The 19,701-nt window shown below is 64.6% G+C and carries 19 protein-coding genes; 9 read left to right on the forward strand and 10 right to left on the reverse strand.

Annotated features, from left to right (window positions below; all coding sequences use genetic code 11):
• Window positions 1–12: 12 nt before the first annotated feature.
• Entirely contained in the window at window positions 13–654 is a 642-nt protein-coding gene (locus tag R9B84_RS18130; protein WP_423760747.1) for a hypothetical protein, read from the reverse strand.
• Complete coding sequence (locus R9B84_RS18135) at window positions 648–1,073, reverse strand: hypothetical protein (RefSeq protein ID WP_423760748.1); 426 nt, start codon at window positions 1,071–1,073, stop codon at window positions 648–650. The genes R9B84_RS18130 and R9B84_RS18135 overlap by 7 nt, the downstream gene beginning before the upstream one ends.
• Window positions 1,074–1,409: 336 nt before the next feature.
• Here R9B84_RS18135 and R9B84_RS18140 point away from each other — a divergent pair, with 336 nt between their 5' ends.
• The 6 genes from R9B84_RS18140 to R9B84_RS18165 all read left to right on the forward strand — a co-directional run bounded on the left by R9B84_RS18140 (window position 1,410) and on the right by R9B84_RS18165 (window position 6,374).
• Window positions 1,410–2,189 (forward strand): aspartyl/asparaginyl beta-hydroxylase domain-containing protein, encoded by a 780-nt coding sequence (locus R9B84_RS18140; protein WP_423760749.1) that lies wholly within the window; start codon window positions 1,410–1,412, stop codon window positions 2,187–2,189.
• A 383-nt stretch (window positions 2,190–2,572) separates the two neighbouring features.
• A complete protein-coding gene (locus tag R9B84_RS18145; RefSeq protein ID WP_423760750.1) occupies window positions 2,573–3,142 on the forward strand; it encodes a hypothetical protein in 570 nt (189 codons plus the stop codon).
• Window positions 3,133–4,173, forward strand: a complete 1,041-nt coding sequence (locus R9B84_RS18150) for a class I SAM-dependent methyltransferase (protein ID WP_423760751.1) — start codon at window positions 3,133–3,135, stop codon at window positions 4,171–4,173. The genes R9B84_RS18145 and R9B84_RS18150 overlap by 10 nt, the downstream gene beginning before the upstream one ends.
• Window positions 4,170–4,838 (forward strand): hypothetical protein, encoded by a 669-nt coding sequence (locus R9B84_RS18155; protein WP_423760752.1) that lies wholly within the window; start codon window positions 4,170–4,172, stop codon window positions 4,836–4,838. The genes R9B84_RS18150 and R9B84_RS18155 overlap by 4 nt, the downstream gene beginning before the upstream one ends.
• A complete protein-coding gene (locus R9B84_RS18160) occupies window positions 4,835–5,503 on the forward strand; it encodes a class I SAM-dependent methyltransferase (protein WP_423760753.1) in 669 nt (222 codons plus the stop codon). The genes R9B84_RS18155 and R9B84_RS18160 overlap by 4 nt, the downstream gene beginning before the upstream one ends.
• Window position 5,504: 1 nt before the next feature.
• Window positions 5,505–6,374, forward strand: coding sequence for a cupin-like domain-containing protein (locus R9B84_RS18165; RefSeq protein ID WP_423760754.1), 870 nt, complete (start codon window positions 5,505–5,507; stop codon window positions 6,372–6,374).
• A 6-nt stretch (window positions 6,375–6,380) separates the two neighbouring features.
• Here R9B84_RS18165 and R9B84_RS18170 read toward each other — a convergent pair whose 3' ends face one another.
• From R9B84_RS18170 to R9B84_RS18185, 4 genes are read right to left on the reverse strand one after another with little or no spacing between them, the layout of a single operon-like run.
• Window positions 6,381–8,363 carry a carbamoyltransferase gene (locus tag R9B84_RS18170; RefSeq protein WP_423760755.1) on the reverse strand — a complete coding sequence of 661 codons (1,983 nt, stop codon included), beginning with the start codon at window positions 8,361–8,363 and terminating at the stop codon, window positions 6,381–6,383.
• Window positions 8,360–9,100, reverse strand: a complete 741-nt coding sequence (locus R9B84_RS18175; RefSeq protein ID WP_423760756.1) for a hypothetical protein — start codon at window positions 9,098–9,100, stop codon at window positions 8,360–8,362. The genes R9B84_RS18170 and R9B84_RS18175 overlap by 4 nt, the downstream gene beginning before the upstream one ends.
• Window positions 9,101–10,225 carry a hypothetical protein gene (locus R9B84_RS18180; protein WP_423760757.1) on the reverse strand — a complete coding sequence of 375 codons (1,125 nt, stop codon included), beginning with the start codon at window positions 10,223–10,225 and terminating at the stop codon, window positions 9,101–9,103.
• Complete coding sequence (locus tag R9B84_RS18185) at window positions 10,222–11,706, reverse strand: B12-binding domain-containing radical SAM protein (RefSeq protein WP_423760758.1); 1,485 nt, start codon at window positions 11,704–11,706, stop codon at window positions 10,222–10,224. Before R9B84_RS18185 ends, R9B84_RS18180 begins: the two co-directional genes overlap by 4 nt.
• Before the next feature lie 329 nt (window positions 11,707–12,035).
• Here R9B84_RS18185 and R9B84_RS18190 point away from each other — a divergent pair, with 329 nt between their 5' ends.
• Together R9B84_RS18190 and R9B84_RS18195 are read left to right on the forward strand one after the other, a co-directional pair.
• Complete coding sequence (locus R9B84_RS18190) at window positions 12,036–12,197, forward strand: hypothetical protein (RefSeq protein WP_423760759.1); 162 nt, start codon at window positions 12,036–12,038, stop codon at window positions 12,195–12,197.
• 205 nt (window positions 12,198–12,402) lie between these two features.
• Window positions 12,403–13,470, forward strand: a complete 1,068-nt coding sequence (locus R9B84_RS18195) for a glycosyltransferase family 2 protein (RefSeq protein WP_423760760.1) — start codon at window positions 12,403–12,405, stop codon at window positions 13,468–13,470.
• 283 nt (window positions 13,471–13,753) lie between these two features.
• On the opposite strand, the gene R9B84_RS18200 is transcribed toward R9B84_RS18195, so the two are convergent.
• From R9B84_RS18200 to R9B84_RS18215, 4 genes are all read right to left on the reverse strand, one after another.
• Window positions 13,754–15,241 carry an MFS transporter gene (locus R9B84_RS18200; protein WP_423760761.1) on the reverse strand — a complete coding sequence of 496 codons (1,488 nt, stop codon included), beginning with the start codon at window positions 15,239–15,241 and terminating at the stop codon, window positions 13,754–13,756.
• Window positions 15,242–15,324: 83 nt separating this feature from the next.
• Entirely contained in the window at window positions 15,325–16,344 is a 1,020-nt protein-coding gene (locus R9B84_RS18205) for a cyclase family protein (RefSeq protein ID WP_423760762.1), read from the reverse strand.
• A gap of 81 nt (window positions 16,345–16,425) precedes the next feature.
• Window positions 16,426–17,706, reverse strand: coding sequence for a CaiB/BaiF CoA transferase family protein (locus R9B84_RS18210; protein ID WP_423760763.1), 1,281 nt, complete (start codon window positions 17,704–17,706; stop codon window positions 16,426–16,428).
• Window positions 17,707–17,776: 70 nt separating this feature from the next.
• Complete coding sequence (locus tag R9B84_RS18215) at window positions 17,777–18,541, reverse strand: IclR family transcriptional regulator (RefSeq protein WP_423760764.1); 765 nt, start codon at window positions 18,539–18,541, stop codon at window positions 17,777–17,779.
• A gap of 232 nt (window positions 18,542–18,773) precedes the next feature.
• Between R9B84_RS18215 and R9B84_RS18220 the strand changes: the two genes are divergently transcribed.
• Entirely contained in the window at window positions 18,774–19,676 is a 903-nt protein-coding gene (locus tag R9B84_RS18220; protein ID WP_423760765.1) for an HpcH/HpaI aldolase/citrate lyase family protein, read from the forward strand.
• The last annotated feature ends 25 nt before the right edge of the window (window positions 19,677–19,701 follow it).

Here is a 19,701-nt window from a genome sequence, read left to right on the forward strand (position 1 = left end):
GGATTTCCCCTGTCAGGACAGAATGTTGAACACGCCGACGTTGAACGTCACCTCGGTATTCACGAGAATCTGGCCGCCCGGTTCGACGGTGATCGATTTCGCGTTATAGGCGACCGGCCCCGGCCCGTTGATCACGAGCGGATTGCCCGGCGTCACCACCACGTCGCCCGCGTTGACCACCGTCCCCTGCAGCGGAAAAGACAGCGCGTTGATGACGGGCTCCCAGTCCTTGACCCGCGCGGAGTTGCCGGTGAGATACGCTCTCGACGCGCGGTCGACATCCGCGAGCGTCGCGGGATCGAGCGCGTCCTGCAGCCGGCACACGTCGCCCGCATGCTGCTGCACCGCGACGAGTGCCGACTGCGGCGGCGGCGGCGGATAGTCGATGTGACTGTCGCCGAAGTGCTCCTTCGTGTAGTGGTAGTCGGGCACGCCGCCGAGACGCTTCATCTCGGCAATGTCGTTCACGACCCGCACTTCGCCCGCCACGTCCGCGCCGCCGTCGGGATGCCCGAACCGCACGGCGCGCCCGGCTTCGTTGCGCGCCAGTTGCCCCGTGTTGTGCGACTTGCCCTCGAGATCGGCAAGCGTGTTGCCGTAGAGCTTGAGACGCGCTTCAAGAATTTGTGCCTCGGTACTCGTCAAAGTCACCATGCAAACCCCCATATGCTCGTGAAGTGACAGGCGGGGCGAACCTCGCCGGCTGGTAAGGCGGTGCGTCTGCGCAACGCGCGCATCGGCGGTAACGCCTGGACAGAACAGACGAACAGCGACAACCCGGTCGCCCCGGCATGCGGCACGCGCGGCTTCGTCAACTCATGCGCGGCCGGGTCCGGAAACGACGCGAACTCAACCCCTTCGACGGGACCGACACCGGAAAGGGCGCCGCCCCCGGTACGGTCAAATAAAAAGAAGAATTGGCGGCAACACTCCGCCCAATTGATTGGGATAATGAAACGATTTATTGGCGCCTCGAACATTTTCATGTTTTGCGTATTAATTTCGATCCACGCACATAAATGTGTGCAATACATTCGCCCGCCCGATTGCGTGCCGATGTCTCCAAACGGCATTCGTTTAACCGGGTCGGATATCTGATTCGATTGGTGCGATGTCGATCGCGCGACAGGTCGAGCATGTCGCGTGTGCAGCGAGACGCTCGTTGAGTGGCGTCATGCTTTCCCCGATGCGTTGGTCTGATTGCAAAGAATCTGCGCCGATTCTAGTTATGCGAAAAAGAGCGTGTCAACCTGACAGAACTGGGGGGTTGCGGGATAGCGGATGCGTTTCCTATAACTGCAGGTACGCGTGTGCATTTTTTAAATATTCGCAATCGCATTACGGGGTGTTTACGGCGAGTCTCGATCAATTTTTGTCAATTGATTGACACATTATATTCATCGGGAAGGATGAAAAACCATCATGCGAAAGGGAGTTGCATGAATTTAAAAATTAAGTCCTTACTGCATTGGCTCCGCAAGAATATCGCGCTGTATAACGCGGCCTATTTGTTCATCCCGTTCTTCGATCTTTTTTGCGGCGGGCGCAGGCGACCGGTGTTCTTCGACATCGACCGCATCTACCCGTCGCTACGCTGTCTCGACCAGCACAAGGAAGAGATCCGGCTTGAACTCGAGGCGCTCCTGCCGCAACAGGATCAGATGCCGAAATATCACGAGCTGGATACGGATCTGATTCATGCATCGGGGCGCTATCACCGCGACAAGCGCTGGAACGTCTTCATGCTGTTCAGTTACGGCGTCAAGCCGGAGCACAATCGCGCGCTCGCGCCGCGAACCACCGCGCTGCTCGATCAGATCCCCGACCTCGCGCAGGCATTCTTCTCGATCCTCGACCCGGGCAAGTCGATCCCGGCCCATTCGGCGCCCACCCGCTCCTACATCCGCTATCACCTGGCGTTGCGCGTACCCGAGACCAACCCGCCGTCGATCCGGGTGAAGGACCAGGTCTATACGTGGAAAGCCGGCGAAAGCATGATGTTCGACGACAGCTGGAACCACGAGATCGTCAATCACAGCGACGGGATCCGCGCGATCCTGCTGGTGGACGTGCTGCGGCCGATGCCGTGGCCGGCTCGCTGGCTCAATCGCCTCTTCTTCTGGATGGGCTGCCGCTGGTACGGGCCGCGTATCGGGAAGGCCGCGGCCAATTTCGTGGTCCGGCTGTAGCGCAAGCACGTTGCCGATCTTGTGGAACCAGTCGCACTGATATCAGCCACCGTCACGTCTCCCGGTGCAAGCGCTCAGGCTGCGATCGCACGACTTACCGTCGGCGACTACGCGTCCAGGTCGATCGTTGCATGAGTTGCCGTACGTGAAAGCGAGGCCGGGTCACTCGCTCAGGCGCATCCATTTTCGTACTCCTTTCTAAAACGAATCCAGGAAGTCTCGTTTCACGCCGAGGGGCTTACGGTGCAGCCCTTCCATCGCATCCGATGCGTTGCATCATTATCGGCCGGCGTCACGTTGACTTTAGCGTGGCCACCTTCTATCAATAAGTGCAGTGTATCAACCGGTTTGTCTTCAACCTATTCACAGATAATGGAACCGTCTTGTCCGTGACAATCGGTCATCGCACCTCCTTCGCATCGGAACCCGGCAGATCTGCTGATCTGCGCGAACGGGTCGATCGCGGCGAACAGGCCGTGCGCGATATGTTCATTGCGCTTTCGTGTGCATTCATGAAACGGCATGGGCTCGCGCGGCATTTCCCGCGCCACGACGTGATGGACCATACGCTTCCGTTCGCCGATCCGCTGACGACATCGCAAATCGACGAAGTCTTTGCCGACCTCGTCAAGCGTTGTACGCTCGACTTTCTGACGGGTGCCGGCTCCAGCAACTTCCCGGTCGATTTTCTGATGTTGACCATCCAGGCGCGCGCCCAGCATGACGGGTACGAATACGAGCCTGATCTTGCCTACTTGCTCGACACCGGGCCTGTCGTGTGGATGGCGACCCGGCGCTTTTACCAGGAGGTGGGGCGCGAAGCGACGCGGCGAATCTGGGACATCGGCTGCCGCCTGCATTATGAGCTGCACGACAGACCCTACCGGGACGACTACTTCTCCGACCGGAAGTTCGTGTTTGGAGATCCGGAAAACATCGACAAATGCGGCTAACCAACGACCCGGTCCTGTCGCAGATGGTCGATGTCTATGCTGCGATCTATGGGGATCACTACGCGCTGACCGAACGGGCAATGGCTCCCGCGATGGAGACCGTTCGAAGCGATCTTGAACGGCTCGCGATTCAACCGGACGCGTTGGCGAGGATGACCGTCTTCAACATCGGCACCGGAAGGGAAGCGGCGGCGTTTCATCGGCTCGGCGCGAAGCGCATCGTCCACGCCGATCTTTCCCCACTCGCCGTCCGATCGATGCTCGCGCTCGCCGCACGCGCGCCAGGCCACAGCCGCATCCACAGCGTACGACTGGATATCTGCAAGCCCGGCACCCAGGTCGCCCAAGGTTGCCGGATCGACCTTGCCTACCTGAACGGCGTGCTTCATCACCTGTACGATCCCGCGACCGCGCTTCGCAACCTGCTGCCGCGGCTCGGTGACGACGGAACGTTGTTCCTCCGCTTCTACCGAAGCGGATCGTTTCTGTTCTTCGTCGTCGACCTGCTTCGCAGATTCATCGGCATCGACGACCGCGCGACGTTCACTGCGCTGACGGCGGATGGTGCGACGCTCCACGACGACTCGGATCCGTGGCTGTACTCCGATCTCTACGACGACTTGTTCGTTCCTGTACTCAAGCTTATTCCGCCCGACAAGCTGGATGCGTTCATGGCCTCCTGCGGATTCGCGCCGGCGCTCCCGGCTGAGCTGGCGCCCGCGTACGATCACGGCCCGGGAACGGACGCGTTCGTGGCCGCCGCATATCGACGCGCGTCCGACGGGCCGTCCGACGGGCCGCCGAGCGAGTTTCCGGCGTCTGTCGATCAGCTGCACGGCATTCGCTACCGGGATGCAACCCATCTGGAAACGATCGAGGTCGCGCAGGACGTCGTTCAGCGAATCGCGCGGCTCGACGCCGGAACCCGGATCAGGGCGGCCATCTCGATCTACCGGCTCGCGCGCGACAACGGAATGTCCGCCGCGGAGCGGCACCGCGCATTGCGCGATCTTCTACGTGAGGCCACATGACGCGGCACGGCGAGCTGTTGATCGAAGAAATCGTCAAGCACCGTTCCTGCCGTGCACTCGACGATGTCCGCTGGAGCGATGTCAATGCGCGCTTTGAAGGGTCGCTGTTTTGGCACGGCGTGCCGACCAGCACCGGAGCGCTGGAAGCGTTCGCAAGTTTCGCCGCCTCCAGGCCGAACCTTCCGGCACCTGTGTCCGTGGTGGTCGGCATCGCGTCGAGTGGAATCGCATGGGCGACGGCCGTGGCGCTGCGCATGGCATTGCCGCTTGCGGTGCTGAGGCTGACCGAACACCGGTACGGACCGACCAACCTCGACGTGAGACGGCACGCCGGCCGAAACGCATACCTGATCGACAATCACTTCGGCTCCGGCGAAACGATCGGCCAGGCACGCAGTCTTCTCGCGAACTACAGCGTCAACGTCGCGGGAACCTGCGTCGTCGAGGCGCGCGAACCCGATCCGGGCATCGTGACGCCACTGACCGTCGATGCAAAGCTCCGTGCACTGCTCGAGCGAGGCTATTTTTCGCGCGTCGGCGCGGAGATAGCCGAGCGGTACCTGCTGCACAAGGACGATTGGCTGGCCGATACGGCGTGGGTGCGGCGCGTCCGCGATGACCTTCGACGCGAGAACCGCGAACCAGGAAAGGGAGAGTCACCATGATCGACCGTACAACCATGGAATCCGCTGGTGGTCCGTACGAGAGGCTTTATGTCGCGACGCCGAGCCTTTGGCGAGGTCACGTTGGCGAAATGGTCGAGTTCTTTTGCGAGAACGTCCGACAACCTCTCAAAACAGGGCAGATCGTTGCGAACGCAATCGATCTCGGCGGAGGTGAAGGCGACAACGCGATCTACCTGGCTGAGCGCGGCTACCGCGTGCACCTTGTCGATCTCTCGCCGACAGCGATCATGCACTTCGAGAAGCGTCTGGAGACGGTGCGCGACGAGGTGCGGGATCGTCTCACCTGCGAGTGCGGGAGCGTCGATGCGCTGACGCTTGCCGGCCGATATGACGTGATTGTCGCCTACGGCCTCCTCCACTGCTTTCCGACCGCCGGCGAGGCGAACCGGGTTGCGCGCGCGTGTGTCTCTGCGTTGACGTCCGGCGGATACTTCATCGTGAGCGCCCTCACGGACGGCGTGCCGGTCGATCGGCACGTGCATCCGGAGCTTGCGACCTGCCACCTCCCGTCCGTCTCCGAACTTCGCGCCTGGCTGCGCGGGCTCACGGACGTGAAAGTGGAAGTCGATCGCTTCGACGAGACGCACGGCCAAGGACCGTCTCATCGACACGAGGTATTCCGGGGCATCTTCCGGGCACCTTGAAATGACGCATCTCGACCTTTCCGCCACTGCCATGCAACCCGCATCGACGTCGGCCCCCGATCGGCGTCATTTCAAGGCCATCGTCGACGACGGAAAGCCGATCCTGATCAAGGACGCGGTCCGCCACTGGCCGGCCATCACGCGCTGGAGCCTGGATCACGTTGCCGACGTCGCAGGCGCACGGCGCGTGCCCGTCGAGTTCTATCCGGAGGGCAACTATTACACCGGGTGGCTCTCCTTCGAGACCACGTTAAAGCGGTATCTCGAGCTTGCGGTCCAGGCAGCCGACGAGACACCCGGCCCTCGTTACTATTTGGCGGAGGTGCGCATCGATGAGCGCTTGCCGGAGCTCATGCAGGATATCGAGCTGCCCGGCTTCATCGATCCGGCGCTGCTCGAATACAGCGGGCTGTTTCTCGGCCGCGACACCATCACCGGGCTGCATTATCATGCGACCGATCAAGCGCTTCTGTGCCAGATCCGGGGCACCAAGCATCTACTCCTGTATCCCCCACAGGACTTCCGGCACCTCTATTTCGAACCGTGGTACTCGCATCGCTTCAACTTCAGCCGGATCGATTTCGGCCGCCTCGACCTGGCGCGGTTTCCCGAACTTCGAAGGGCAACGCCCCTTGTGTGCACCCTTCATCCCGGAGACGCCTGCTTCATCCCGATCCACTGGGGGCATGTGGTCGAAGGCGAAGGAACGAACGCATCCGTTACGTTCTTCTGGCGGGCGCAGCGGCGGCATTGGGCCGCGCATCCGGTGTCGGCACACGCGTTGGCGGGCCACCGGTTTCGCGCGTGGGTGACGAGGCCGCTCGCTCGCCGGCTCTCCGACTGGTTCCGCTATCGCGTGGCGATCGATTGACCCCGCCTAGGGGCGCAGATCGATGAGGCGCTTCGACCACAGCTGATGGAGTTCGAGACCGAGTGCATTCAGGTCACCCTCTTCCCGCTCCCGCTCCGACAGGAGGTCGATGGCCTTGACCTCGCTTTCGTCGCGAGACAGGATCGCGTAGGCCAGCGGCGACACCGGCTCCTCCTTGAATCCACGCCGGATCAACCCGAACGCGGCGCGTCCTCGCGCTCTCCCCTGACGTTCCCGATAGCGAGCGAGCAAAACGTCGGTTCGGATGGAGGCCACCAGGTTCAGATACGCAGCAGCCGTTGCGATCGGCTTTTTCCGCACGATGAAGTCGCCGACAACCAATAGGTCGAGCCCGGTTGTGAGAAAGCACGCAAGCGCCTGCGTTGCCGTATCGACAATTGGCTCGCAGTTGTTGTTGAACGACGTATTGAGAAGGACAAAGACCCCGGTCCGCTGGCCGAATGCGTCGATCAATGCCCAAAAGCGGGCATTGTCCTCCCGGGAGACCGTCTGGATTCGTGCCGAGCCATCGACGTGCGTGATCGCGTCAAGGCACCCGCGTTGTTCGTCACGCACCTGCGTCACAAAGGTCATGAACGGCATCGCCGATTGCGCGTCGCGCACGTGAAAATACCGTGACGCCTTCTCGACCACCACCGCCGGCGCGAACGGCCGGTACGCTTCGCGGTTCTTGATCTTGGCGTTGATCAACGCCTTATGCTCCTGCGGGCGAGGATCGGCAAGGATGCTGCGATTCCCGAGCGCCCTCGGGCCGAACTCCGAACGCCCTTGAACCCACGCCACGATCTTGCCCGACGCAAGGTGCTCCGCCGTTACTTCCGCGACGCGATTCGTGTGCTCGAACTCGACGAATTCCCCCCAGGCACCGAGTTCCCGTCGCAGATCGCCGTCATCGGGAATCGGCGTGCCCCAGTACATATGCGCGGGTCCTCGGAACGTGGACGAACGCCCCTCATCGGCCTGGACATGAAGCGCGGCGCCGAGCGCAATGCCCGCGTCGTGCGCAGCGGGTTGCACAAAGATTCGATCGAAGAGCCCGGACGCGAGCAGCTTGCCGTTGCAACTGCTGTTCTGTGCCGTTCCCCCCGCGAGGCAGAGATCACGAAGCCCGCTCACCTGCCGATAATGCGTCAACACGTGAAACACCATGCGTTCGTAGGCCGCCTGAACGGCGGCCGCGACATCGCACTGAAAGTCCGTGAATGCGTCTCCGTCGACACGCGGCCGCCCCAGTGCGCTCAGGCGACGAGACATCTCCCGCCAGTCGTGGTTCACGATCGCATACCCGCCGGCGGGCAAAAGCGTGTACTGCTCTTCAAGGAACGATGCGAGACGTGTGGGGTCACCGTAGGGTGCCAGCCCCATCACCTTATATTCGTCGCCCGGCCCGAAACCCAGAAAGCCGAGCACGGACGAGTAAAAGCGTCCGAGAGAATTGGCAAAGGCAAACGTCGTCAACGTCGCGTCCAGGCGATTCGCTCGCGCCGTCATCACGCATCCGGCAATACCGTCGCCAAAGCCGTCGGAGGTCATCACCAGCGCTGCGTCGAACCCGGATGGACCGAATGCGCTCATCGCGTGGCCGACATGGTGCTCGACCAACCTCACGCGCGGCTCGAGATCCGCGGCACCGGGAAACCCGTGACGCAGCACGTCGGCGATCCGTCTGGTGCTGATGCGCGGATCTCGAAGCTCACCGTCGCCGCCCCGCTCGCCAAACGCGAACAGGTCGATATCATCGATGGCGAGTTGCTGGTCCGCCAGGCAAAAGGCGATCGCGTCGTACGGGAATTTGCCCGAATGCTTGCGGCGCGTGAAGCGCTCCTCCTCTCCGCCCGCGACGACTCGCCCGTCGTCGACAAGGACCGCGGCTGAATTGTGGTACCAGCCGGCGTCCCATTCGCTACGAAGATCGCGGCCGTCGGACCGAAGGAAGCTCGGCTCGCCGAGAAAGCCCAGGATCTTCACTCCGGCTTCCCGACCATCGCGTCAAGCACGGCGCGCAGTACGGCCTGCGACTGGCGGCAAACCCGGTTCCAATCCGCTTCACCAGGGGGCAGCCCCTTGAATGCCTCACCGACATGCAGAATGGGCAAATCGGCGATCACCGATACTGACGCGACGTCAACGGCTCGATACAGCCCGGCAGCGAAGAGCGCCGCCGTTTCCATGTCGACGGCGCTGACCCCGAGCCGGCTCAGTTCGAGCACGTCCTGGTCCGACTCGACCCATCGCCCGTCCGTCGTCCAGGACATGCTCGGGTGAACGTCCAACCCGTAGCGGGAGAGGAGCGCCGCCCGAATCCGCTCGACGAGCGGGAGGTTGGCGCAGGCCGGCGCGTCGGCGCGCAGGTAGTGGCCGCTCGTGCCCTCGTTGCGGACTGCACAAAACGGCAGCACGACGTCACCGATGCTCTGGTCGCGTTGAAGCCCGCCCGTCGTGCCGATGCGTACGACCGACCGCGCACCGGCTCCCACGAGACGCTCGAGCGCGTCGACTGCCATCGGCGCGCCCTGTGCGATGACGGCCGCTACGCCAACGCCGCGCGGGCCCTCGAACTCAAAATAGTCCGAATCAAGCGCCCAGGTAGAAACGCGCTGCGCAGGAGCAGGCAATGCCTCTGCGAGCGCCTCCCAAAGCCGCCAGCTTTCGATCACCAGGCCCGCATCGTATCGTCGACCGGCCATCAGCGCTGGAATGCCCATTTACCTCACCTCGTAGACGCGTTGCCGCAACCCCTTTACGACAGTCGCCGCCAGGCGATGCCGCTGGAAGGGCGCCCAATCTTGCTGTGCTTGCAGGAGTGCACGGCATACATGCTGTGCGAAGAAAAACTCGGCGAGAGACTCGGTACGCGGGCGAGCCGCCGGCGGCAATGGCAGCGCGCAGGTGGCGTCGCCGACGCCCGTGCCGTACGGAACATCGCGAACCGAGCAAAACCGCGCTCCGCGCGCCTGCGCCTCTCGCCGCACCGCATCGGCGAGCACCGGTTCCCGGCCGACATCGAGGGCAATCACGAGCGTCCCCTCGCGCGCAGCATGCTTGAACACGTGCAGCCACGTTTCAAGGCCCGATACGGTCGCGCCCACCCCGAGTGTTTCCGCCAGCTTCGCCTGAAGATACGCGGCCGTCGCCGCCCCCTGACGGGCCGACACGATCTGCACGGCGGTCGTCGCCTGCCCCGTCACGACGCTCGCCTGCTCGGCGACCCGAGCCCGCGCCAACCCGTCGCTCGCGCTCATGTCGGCCAACAGGGCCGGCACCACCTGCGGCAGCGCCGCCCCCGGGCGCATCGCGGCCACGAACAGCAACGTGATGGCGAGCGGCACGAGCACGGTGATCGTGCCGGGAACCTTCGCGTCCGGCGGATAGCGCGGGATCTCCACGACGAGCGATCGACGCGCAATGTCCACAAGGGGGCTGTTGCCGTCGCAGGTCACGGCGACGCAAGCGATCCCTCGATGCTCCAGATGCCCTGCCGCCGCGAGCGTGACCGGCGTGGTTCCCGAGATCGAGTGGATCAACGCGGCCCGCGGTAGCGTATCGATTCCGGCGATCGCGTCGGACGCCACGGACACGACGTGCGCGTGCGCCGGCCCCGCGAGCGCTTCCGCGAGTGCGCCGACGAGCTCGGAATCTCCGATGCCGACCGACAGCAGCCGTTCCGTAGCGGGCGCCCCGTCGACGAACGCATGGGCGATCCCGGCCACCCTCTCCTGGCTCGCACGCAACACATTGGCCACCACCGCCAACTGATCGTCGATTTCGGCAGTCATGGTTGCGAGCGCGTGACGATGGGCATTCTCCGTTGCGGTAACGATCTCGCTCATACGCGGAGTTCGCCGGGGCCGGCGTGAGCGTTGCTCAATACCGCGTAGTAGTCTTCTTCGTTAAACGAAGCTTGTGACCCGCGCAGTTCGTTCAGCATGGTCGCGTAGAGATCGCGCAGAGAATATCCGGCAGCATATCGGACCCGCTCCAGAACCTCGGGCGACTCCGACATGTGCGCAAGCGCGCGCACCAGGAAATGCTCCTCGAGGAGCGTCTCGACCGACGCGGTTTCGACAAGCTCCGGCAACAGCGCATCCGGGACATTGACGTCGACAAGCGCGAACCGCTCGATCGAGACCGGCTCGCTCGTGACGATCTGGTGCGGCATCGTCGCGAAAGACGGCTGGAAAATATGCCACCGCCGGACGTCGAGCGACAGATACCGCGCGTACTCGAACGTGTACCGGGTGGTGTCAAGATCGACATTGGGGATGCCGACCATCAGGCACCCCTGGGCGGTCAAGCCCGCGGAATGCAGCTTGTCGACCGCAAGCTTCGCCCGCTCCTGCGTGACGCTTTTCTTGTAGCCGCGCAATGCAACGTCGTCCGGTGTTTCGATCCCCAGAATCACACTTTCGAGCCCAAGCTCGCGGAGCCGCATCAGGGTTTCGGGCGACGCCCGGCACACTTCGGCGACCAGCGCGTAACACGTGTATCTGCCACGCGGATGCAATCCCTCGAGCACGTGAACGACGTTGTCGAGCCCATGCGCCCCGAACAACGTGGAGTCCTCGATCGCGAGTTGAGTGACGCCGGTGTCCAGAAACCCGCTCAGCATCCGGTGCATATCCAGCGCCTGGAACGTCTGCTTCGACTCGAAGCAGAAGGAGCAGCCGTAACGGCACCCGAAACTCGTCAAAGCGGCGCGATAAGACGGGTAGCGCTCGAGCTGCCATCCCGCCCACTCGGGCTTGGGCAGCGCGTCCGCTGGCCACGGCGGGGTCGCTCCGACGCGCCGGCCTGCGTTGTCGCGCAGTATCCGGATCTCACGGCCTGCGTTCAGCGATTTGCGTTGATCGAGCGTCGCGATACAGTCCACGAGCTGAGCGTCGCTCGTCAGGAAACTGACCACACCGCGCGCGTGGTCACCCATGACGGCGGACGGGGCCGCGCCATGCACCGTCAGGTAGTCGATTTGGGCGCCGCCGATGATGATCGGGACGTTGGGCGCGCGCTCACGTACGTACTCAAGCAACCGGCCGATCCTCGCGAGAATCGGCGTCGGCTTCTGCGGAACACCGAACGACGTCGTGAAATAGATGACGTCGCATGCCGCGGCGGCGTCGGCCACGGACGTCGCAAAGGCAGCCTCATGACGACGGAAATCGGCGAGCGAAGAGAACGCCTCGTCATCACCGCAAAAGTCGCGGACGATCACTTGATGGCCGGCCTCAAGCAACATTGCCTCGAGATTACCCAGAACCCAACTTGGGGGAGAATTTCCGGCGAGGTAATATGGGTCAATCAGAGCGACGTGCAATATGGACTCCGTAATTTTAATTTGCAAAATAGATCCGGTGATCATTGAAACCGGTGCAGGTTGCCTGCACTTTCGCCTGACTCCTCCCCATTCGCCGCGCGGATCAATCAATTGACGATGACGACCGGAAACGCGCGGAATGGCTTCCCGCGTATCCCTTTACCACGATCGATGATGCAGGATGCCCGCTGTGCCAAATGCGCCGAAATTGGCGGCACGGCTTAATTCTTTACGCGCGCTGCTTGATGAAATCGACTGCTGCGTCGAAATTCTGACGAAGTATAGGAGACACCTAAACGAAGTCAATGTGAACCTTCGTCGATAACGGTGTGATTTTTGAAGACAGCGGGAACAAATATGATCTTGAAATACGACAGCAGGCTGGAGCGCACAAGCAGAGCAATCGCGCCGTCGACAAGGCATTTGAAGCATTCGGTAAATGCATGTCACGAAATACCGAACGCCGCAGGCTTTTCGTGACCGCCGTGTGACGGTCGGCAAAACTCGGATAAACGGCGTCCACACGTGCAATACTGTTGATCATCCATCGGGCCTTTGGACGAGGCAGCGAGGCTCGAAAGCGAAATCGCGATATGACGGACGCAGCGTTCAACTTCAACTGAATCGAACTACGCTGGATCGATCGTCGTCCCCGTCCGGGCGCCATCGGGGCGATCTCCTGCCGGAGCGTGCAAAATGCCAAGACAATGCGTGGTCGTCATCCCTACGTTGCCATCGCGAGCCGACTATCTGTCGTCGGCTCTCGAATCCGTGCAACGTCAGCATTGGGCGCCGGAAAAAATCGTCGTCGTCATCGATGGCGACCGCGATTACATACCGATCGTTGAAGCCATGGCGACGCGCATCGGACTATCGATCGACGTGCTCACGAACACGCGTGGCAAAGGGGCCTCCGGGGCACGAAATACAGGCATCTATCATGTTGCGTCAGAATTGAAAGACGCCTTGATCGCATTTCTCGACGACGACGATTGGTGGGAGCCGAACCATCTGGCGCTCGTCTGTGAAACAGGCGCGGATGTCGTCACGACCGGGGAATGCTTCCGAGGTCCGCCGCCGTTCGGAGGCGTCTCGAGGCTGGCGCCTTCGTCGCTTGTCGCGGAGGACTTCCTGATGCGAAACGCCGGGATCACCGGGAGCAATCTGGCCGTGTGCACGGCATTGCTCGTACGCATAGGCGCGTTCGATGAAACGTTGCCAACCAATAACGACATCGACATCGTTGTTCGACTGGCTGATTGTGGTGCATCGTATGCGGCAATTCCCGTGCATACGACGAACGTTCGCCTGCATGACGTGCAGCTTTCATCGCCAGACACATCCTGGGGCAATCGCGGTTCCGAACGGTTTATCGAAAAGTATAAGCATAGAATGTCGTCGCTCGAGCAATTGATGTTTTGCCTCGTCAGGAGACTGGAGATTGGATGGCAGCCAACGCAAACCCTGGTGAAACGGGGAAATATCGACCAAAAGGTCAGCGCGTATATCGCACTGCCTCCAGCCCTGAGCAATATCGAGGCGCGCCGCGTAATCGATCTCTTGACCGAGCAGCTTTCTCACCCGCTGATTGGCGTGATAAAAATCTGGAGCGCTCGAGCCGATTGGGTCGATTACGCGATAAGCGCGGGTCTTGGTGGTGAACAGACCATGGCGGTGAACTACCACGATGCCATTCGAGACGTTCGTGACAAGGCCTTCAGGCATGGCGCCCATTTTGTCTGGACGATTGGGGACACTTTGTGATGCCCATGTGTCGTGGGCTAATGAGGTGGTCGCCCGGCCTGCCAGCAGGTTGCGCCGCAGGTGGTGAGGGACCATCTCATTGGCCGAACATGGGGCCGCTTCCGGTTGTAAAGCGCGATGTATGCGCCGATGGAGCGCCGGGCAGGCCGACCGCCGCCTTTCCGCACACGCGTCCGTCACCCATGCCCGATCCGCCCGAACATCCGGTCGTGAACATGCGACAAAAAGACCACTATCCTGAAGCCGTTCGAATCCGCGCTTTACCCCGCTGCCGCCGGCGCCATTACGCCGCCCCATCCCTGGCGCCATTACGCCGCCCATCGACACGCCGAGTCGGCAATGCGGCGAGCCCGCGCACCGCCGCCGCGTTCTCGACTCCCTCCTCGCCGCCGCCCGTGATCTCGTCCAGCGCCCGGTTGTTGGTATACGGCCCGAACACACCGATCGACACCATCACGATCAGCATGCTGCCGCCGATCAGGACGAACACCGCGGACACCCCGGCGCGTTCGAGCAGCAGCGCGACGATGAAACTGCTCGCGATTCCCGTCAGTCGGCCGATCGAATGCACGAAGCCGAGCGCGCGCCCGCGGATCTCGGTCGGAAACACTTCCGACTGATACGCGGTGCCGTTGCTCGCGAGCACCGTGTTGGACAGCGTGACGAGCAGGCCGAACGCGATCACGAATGGCGCCTGCGCCGACATCGCGAACGCGGTGCCGAACAGTGCGACGCCGAACGCCGACGAGACGATCAGCCATTTTCTCTCGACCCGGTCGGCGAGCAGGCCGGCAACGAACGGCGACACTGGATACGCGAACGCGATCACGAACGCATACCAGAGGCTCTTCGTGACGGTCGCACCCTGCGCGGCGAGCAGCGTCGGCAGCCACTGGCTGAAGCCGAAGAAGCCGATGCTCAGGAATGCATTGAATACGATCAGCATCGCCGTGCGGCCGCGATGCCGCGCATCCCACATCGACGGCGCGCGCTGCGCGGCCGGGGCAACTGCGGCCAGCGCCGGGACCACGGGCAGCGGCCGGCCGGATTCCCGCTCGACCGCCTGCTCGAGCCGCTGCAGCACGGCTTCGGCCTCGGCCTCGCGCCCGGTGCGGGCGAGCCAGCGCGGCGACTCCGGCAACCGCGACTGCAGCCACCAGACGACAACCGCGCCGCTGCCGCCGAGCAGCACGACCCAGCGCCACCCGGACATCCTGAGCGGATCGCGCGGCACCCATAACCACGACACCAGCGCGAGCACGGGCATCGCGAGATAGCCGACCGCGAAGCACAGCGCGAACGCGCGGCCGCGCACTGCCTTCGGCACCAGCTCGGTCAGGAACGCGCCGATCGTGATCAGCTCCGCGCCGATGCCGCAGCCCGCGATGAAGCGGCACACGAGAATGCCGAGCGCATGCGTCTGCACGCACATCGCAAGGCTCGCCGCCGTGTAGAGCAGCAGCGCGCCGGTGAACAGCGCGCGCCGCCCGAAGCGGTCCGCGAGGCGCGACATGAACATCTCGCCGACGAACAGCCCGGCGAACGTCGCCGCGCCGAGCGCGCCCTGGTCCGACATGCCGAGCACGCCGTGCGAGCCCGCGTGAAAGATGCCGTCGCGGATCAGCCCCGGCGGCAGGTAGGTCATCTGGAACAGGTCGTAGACCTCGAAAAACCCGCCGACGCTCAGGAACAGCACGAGCGTCCAGATGCTGGCCGTCGCGGGCAGGCGGTCGATGCGCGCAGCGATCGACGCCGCATGGGAATGGGACATGGCGACTCCTCGATGATCCGCCCGCGCGGCCGGCGCGAAGCGGCGGACAAGGCACCGGCGCGGCATGCGCGCGGCGCCGGCGTTCAGACGGTGGCGACCGGATTGACCGGCGACCCGACGAGCCCGCGCACGTGCAGCGGCGGCGCAGTCAGCAGGAAACGGTTGCGCCGGTGCGCGTGCAGCCAGTCGGCAAGCGGCGTCAGGTGCCACAGCTCGCCGAGATGAATGCCGAGCTTGAACAGGCACAGCTCGTGCAGCGGCATCAGCGCGCCGGGCCGCTCGCGCGCCGACGCATGGCGCGGGCGCTCCTCGACCGCGTGGTTGTCGGCCGCGAGCGCCGCGAGGCCCGATGCGTCGATCCATTCGAGCAGGCGCGGGTCGTTGCCGTCGAGCACGCAGCACACGTCCGGTGCGCCGGGCTCGCCACGCGTGTCGGCGTCGAGCAGGCGATCGGCGAAGCCCGTATGCACGCACACGATGTCGCCGCGCTCGACGACCACGTCGTCCGCGCGCAGCACCGCCATCCATTCCGCGTAGCCGATCTTGCGGCGCTCGTCGCCGAAGTGGCGGCGCAGGTCGACCAGCACGCCGCGCCCCTGCACGCCGGTTTGCGCCATCACCTCGATGCCGAGCGCGCGCGCGCCGCCGCGCGGCGCGCCCGCTTCGGGCACGTGGATATGCTCGTCCATCCGGTAGCCGTTGTAGAACACGCGGGCTCGCTCGCCGTCGCCCACCGGATCGAACAGCGAACCGACGTGCGACAGCGCATCCCACTGCGTCGAGAACTGCGAGTGCATGCAGAACGAATCGTCGCAGACCACGTCGGTTGCGTTGGCAACCTGTTCGTCGGCCCGATAGCCGAAATACGGTTGGTCGCCGAGCAGCGCCGGCATGATCGCCGGCGGCCGGCGCCGTGCGTTCAGCCCGCCGCCGCGCGGCACGTCGAGCGGCAGGCTCAGCGAAAACACGCGGCCTTCGCGCACCTCCGCGACGCCGCGCAGCACCGCGTCGGCCGTCAGCCAGTTCAAGCGCCCTTTCTGATCGTCCGGGCCGAAATCCCCCCAGTTCGAGCCGGGCGGCCGATGGGTCCAGCGTGGCTTCATGGTGTCTCCTCCATGCAATGTCCAGGGTGCGCGCGGCCGTCCTTCGCGGCCGTGTCGCGCGTCGCACCCAAGGTTTCGCGCCTAGCGCGTGCGGATCACGCCCAGCCCGGCGAGCCGCTCGTACTCGCGTTCGCCGAGCAGCGGCAGCAGGATCTCGCGATTGTTCTCGCCGAGCGCGGGCGCCGGCCGGCGGAACGTGCCGGGCGTGGCCGACAGGCGCGGCGTGATGTTGTGCATCGGCAGGCTGCCGACGTCGTCGTCAGGCAGCTCGACGAGCGCCTCGCGTTCGATTACATAGTGATCCTGAACGATCTGCGCAATGTCCTGGATCGGCCCGACCGTCACGCCCGCTTCCTCGAAGAACGCGAGATTGGCGTCGAGATCGCGCGCGGCGATGAATTCGCCGACGATCGCATCGAGCGCCTCCGCGTGCTGCACGCGCTGCACGTTGGTCGCGTAGCGCGGATCGTCGATCAGCTCCGCGCGGCCGATTGCGCGGAACAGCCGCTCGGCCATCGCCTGCGTCGAGCTCGACAGGCACAGCCACTTGCCGTCGCGAGTGCGATACGCGTTGCGCGGCGCGGTGTTCGACGAGCGGCTGCCGGTGCGTGCCTTGATCTCGCCGGTCATCACGTAGTTCGCGGCGGCCGGCCCGAGGATCGACAGCAGCGGCTCGAACAGCGACACGTCGATCACCTGCCCCGCCGCGCCGTGCGCATCGCGCGCATGCAGCGCGACCAGCACGGCGAGCGCGCCGGACAGCCCGGCCGTCATGTCGCCGAGGAACATCGGCGGCAGCACCGGCTCGCGATCGGCGAAGCCGTTGATCGCAGCGAACCCCGCGTACCCTTCCGCGAGCGTGCCGAAGCCCGGCTTGTGGCGGTACGGCCCCGTCTGCCCCCAGCCGGAGATCCGCGCGATCACCAGCCCGGGACGGATCGCGAGCAGGTCGTCCGGGCCGAGCCCCATCTTCTCGGCGACGCCGGGCTTGAAGCTCTCGACGAACACGTCGGCGTCGCGCACCAGCCGGCGGACGATGTCGATTCCCTCGGGCGCGCGCAGGTCGACGCACACGCTGCGCTTGTTGCGCCCGTATACCTTCCAGTTCGTGCTGATCCCGCCCGCGCCGACCGCGCGCAGCGTATCGCCGCGCTCGCTCTCGACCTTCACGACGTCCGCGCCGAAATCGGCGAGCTGCACGCTCAACATGTTGCCCGCCATCAGACGCGACAGGTCGACGACGCGGACACCCGCAAGCGGCCCCTGCGCGCCGGCATCGAACGGTTTCGGATGGATCGGGCCGGTGGACGCGCGACGGCGCGCGCCGGCCGCGTCAGCGGCCTGCGGGTCGGGAACGAACATGCTTGTCTCCTGGTTGGTGTGTGTGTCGTTCGATGCGGACTTCGAAGTACGCGCTCAGCCGCGCGCGGCGCTACTCGAGCAGCGCGCCGAGCTGGTCGGCCGCGCGGAACGCCGCGCCCGCGGCGGGCAGATCGCCGCCCAGCGCATGCGTCAGCTCGGCGGCGGCCGCCTGCACGCGCGGCAGGTAGTCGGCCAGCACCTTCTTGTTGAAGCGATAGCGCGGCACGCCGAGCGAGATCGCGCCGCTCAGCACGCGGCCGACGCCGAACGCCGGGCACGCGATCGCCGCGCTTTCCGGATCGCGCTCGGCGATCGATACCGCATAACCCTGCTCGGCCGTCTTGTCGTAGTCGCCGCCGCGCGTGCCGCTGCACGCGAGCAGCACGCGACCGGCCGCGCCGACGTCGAGCGGGAAGCGGTCGCCCTCGCGCAGATGCGTGCGCACTGAACGCTGCGCCTGGATGCGGAACAGGCACACGCGCTGGTCGCCTTCGCGCACGTAGAACGCGGCCGTCTCGCCGGTTTCCGCCGACAGCTTCGACAGGATCGGCATCACGTACTCGCGCAGCTGGAACGACTCGCGATACATCATCCCGAGCTGGAACACGGCGGGCCCCAGCACGTAGCGCCCGTCCGGCAGGCGCTTGATGAAGCGGAACTGCTCGAGCGACTCGAACATCCGCAACAGCGTGCTCATGTTGAGCCCCGTCTCCTCGCTGACCTGCGCGAGCATCAGCCCGCCGGGCGCGTTGCCGAACGCCAGCAGCGCAGTCAGCGCGCGGTTGACCGCGGCCACGCCGCCCTCTGCCGGATTGCTTGTCTCCACCTTGTTCATGTCCACCTCGTGCGATGCCGGCAGAGTCGTGCCGCGTGGCGGCGGCCGGCACCATAAAAATGAAAGTCACTTTCATTATACGCAGATCATCGATGACATCAACATGAATCCGCGTGGCTTCGCTCGCTCATCGTCGCGCAATCTCCTTTTAAACTAGGCGTTAACGATAATCTTGACGAATGCCATCATCCATCACAAAAATGAAAGTGACTTTCATTTTTAGAGATCGACGATGAATTTTCTGCCTCAACCCGTCTGGCGCTCGCTGCTGTACGTCCCCGCCCACGTCCCTCGTTTCGTCGCATCGGCCGCCGCGAGCGACGCCGACGCGCTGATCCTCGATCTCGAGGACAGCGTCCCGCCCGCGTGCAAGGACGCCGCCCGCGACAGGCTGGCCGACGCCGTGCCGGCGTTGCGCACGCCCGGCCGCGACGTGCTGGTGCGCGCCAATGGCCCGCTCGACCTGCTGGTGCCCGACCTGCGCGCGGCCGTCCGGGCCGGCGTGGACGGCGTCGTGCTGCCGAAGGTGCGCGGCGGCTCGCACGTCGAGGCGATCGACGAGTTGCTGGCTGCACTCGAAGAGGAAACCGGCGCATCGCCCGGCGGCACGCGGATCGTCGCGATCGTCGAAACGCCGCGCGCGTTCCAGGCCATGGACCGGATCGCGCGGGCGTCGCCGCGCGTCGTCGCGATGATGCTGGGCGGCGGCGACTTCGCGCTGAACTGCGACAGCAGCGCGAGCGCCGACGTGCTGCGCGTGCCGAAGCAACTGCTGATCATCGCCGCGCGCGCGGCCGGCATCCTGCCGCTCGGCCTCATCGGCGGCCTCGACGAGCTGCGCGATCTCGACGCGTTCGAGCGCATCGCGCGCGCGTCCGCCGAGCTCGGTTATGCGGGCGCGACCTGCATCCATCCGCTGCAGGTCGGCGCGCTCAACCGCGCGTTCCGGCCCGACGACGACGCGGTGCGCGACGCGAACGCGGTGCTGGCCGCCTACGACGACGCGCGCGCGAACGGGCGCGGCGCGCTGCGCGTCGACGGCAGGATGGTCGACGCGCCCGGCGTCGCCCGCGCGAAGCGCGTGGTCGCGCGTCACGCGGCCGTGCAGGCGCGCGCCGACGGCGCGCCCCGGTGATGCGCGCGCCGCCCTTCATTGCCGC

Source organism: Burkholderia sp. NLJ2 (assembly GCF_049487195.1).
Lineage (GTDB): Bacteria > Pseudomonadota > Gammaproteobacteria > Burkholderiales > Burkholderiaceae > Burkholderia > Burkholderia pyrrocinia.

Coding starts and splice junctions, on each gene's coding strand:
- R9B84_RS18130 (WP_423760747.1), bottom strand. CDS start 654: ATGGTGACTTTGACGAGTACCGAGGCACAAATTCTTGAAGCGCGTCTC.
- R9B84_RS18135 (WP_423760748.1), bottom strand. CDS start 1,073: ATGCCGTTTGGAGACATCGGCACGCAATCGGGCGGGCGAATGTATTGC.
- R9B84_RS18140 (WP_423760749.1), top strand. CDS start 1,410: ATGAAAAACCATCATGCGAAAGGGAGTTGCATGAATTTAAAAATTAAG.
- R9B84_RS18150 (WP_423760751.1), top strand. CDS start 3,133: ATGCGGCTAACCAACGACCCGGTCCTGTCGCAGATGGTCGATGTCTAT.
- R9B84_RS18155 (WP_423760752.1), top strand. CDS start 4,170: ATGACGCGGCACGGCGAGCTGTTGATCGAAGAAATCGTCAAGCACCGT.
- R9B84_RS18160 (WP_423760753.1), top strand. CDS start 4,835: ATGATCGACCGTACAACCATGGAATCCGCTGGTGGTCCGTACGAGAGG.
- R9B84_RS18165 (WP_423760754.1), top strand. CDS start 5,505: ATGACGCATCTCGACCTTTCCGCCACTGCCATGCAACCCGCATCGACG.
- R9B84_RS18175 (WP_423760756.1), bottom strand. CDS start 9,100: ATGGGCATTCCAGCGCTGATGGCCGGTCGACGATACGATGCGGGCCTG.
- R9B84_RS18180 (WP_423760757.1), bottom strand. CDS start 10,225: ATGAGCGAGATCGTTACCGCAACGGAGAATGCCCATCGTCACGCGCTC.
- R9B84_RS18195 (WP_423760760.1), top strand. CDS start 12,403: ATGCCAAGACAATGCGTGGTCGTCATCCCTACGTTGCCATCGCGAGCC.
- R9B84_RS18200 (WP_423760761.1), bottom strand. CDS start 15,241: ATGTCCCATTCCCATGCGGCGTCGATCGCTGCGCGCATCGACCGCCTG.
- R9B84_RS18205 (WP_423760762.1), bottom strand. CDS start 16,344: ATGAAGCCACGCTGGACCCATCGGCCGCCCGGCTCGAACTGGGGGGAT.
- R9B84_RS18210 (WP_423760763.1), bottom strand. CDS start 17,706: ATGTTCGTTCCCGACCCGCAGGCCGCTGACGCGGCCGGCGCGCGCCGT.
- R9B84_RS18215 (WP_423760764.1), bottom strand. CDS start 18,541: ATGAACAAGGTGGAGACAAGCAATCCGGCAGAGGGCGGCGTGGCCGCG.
- R9B84_RS18220 (WP_423760765.1), top strand. CDS start 18,774: ATGAATTTTCTGCCTCAACCCGTCTGGCGCTCGCTGCTGTACGTCCCC.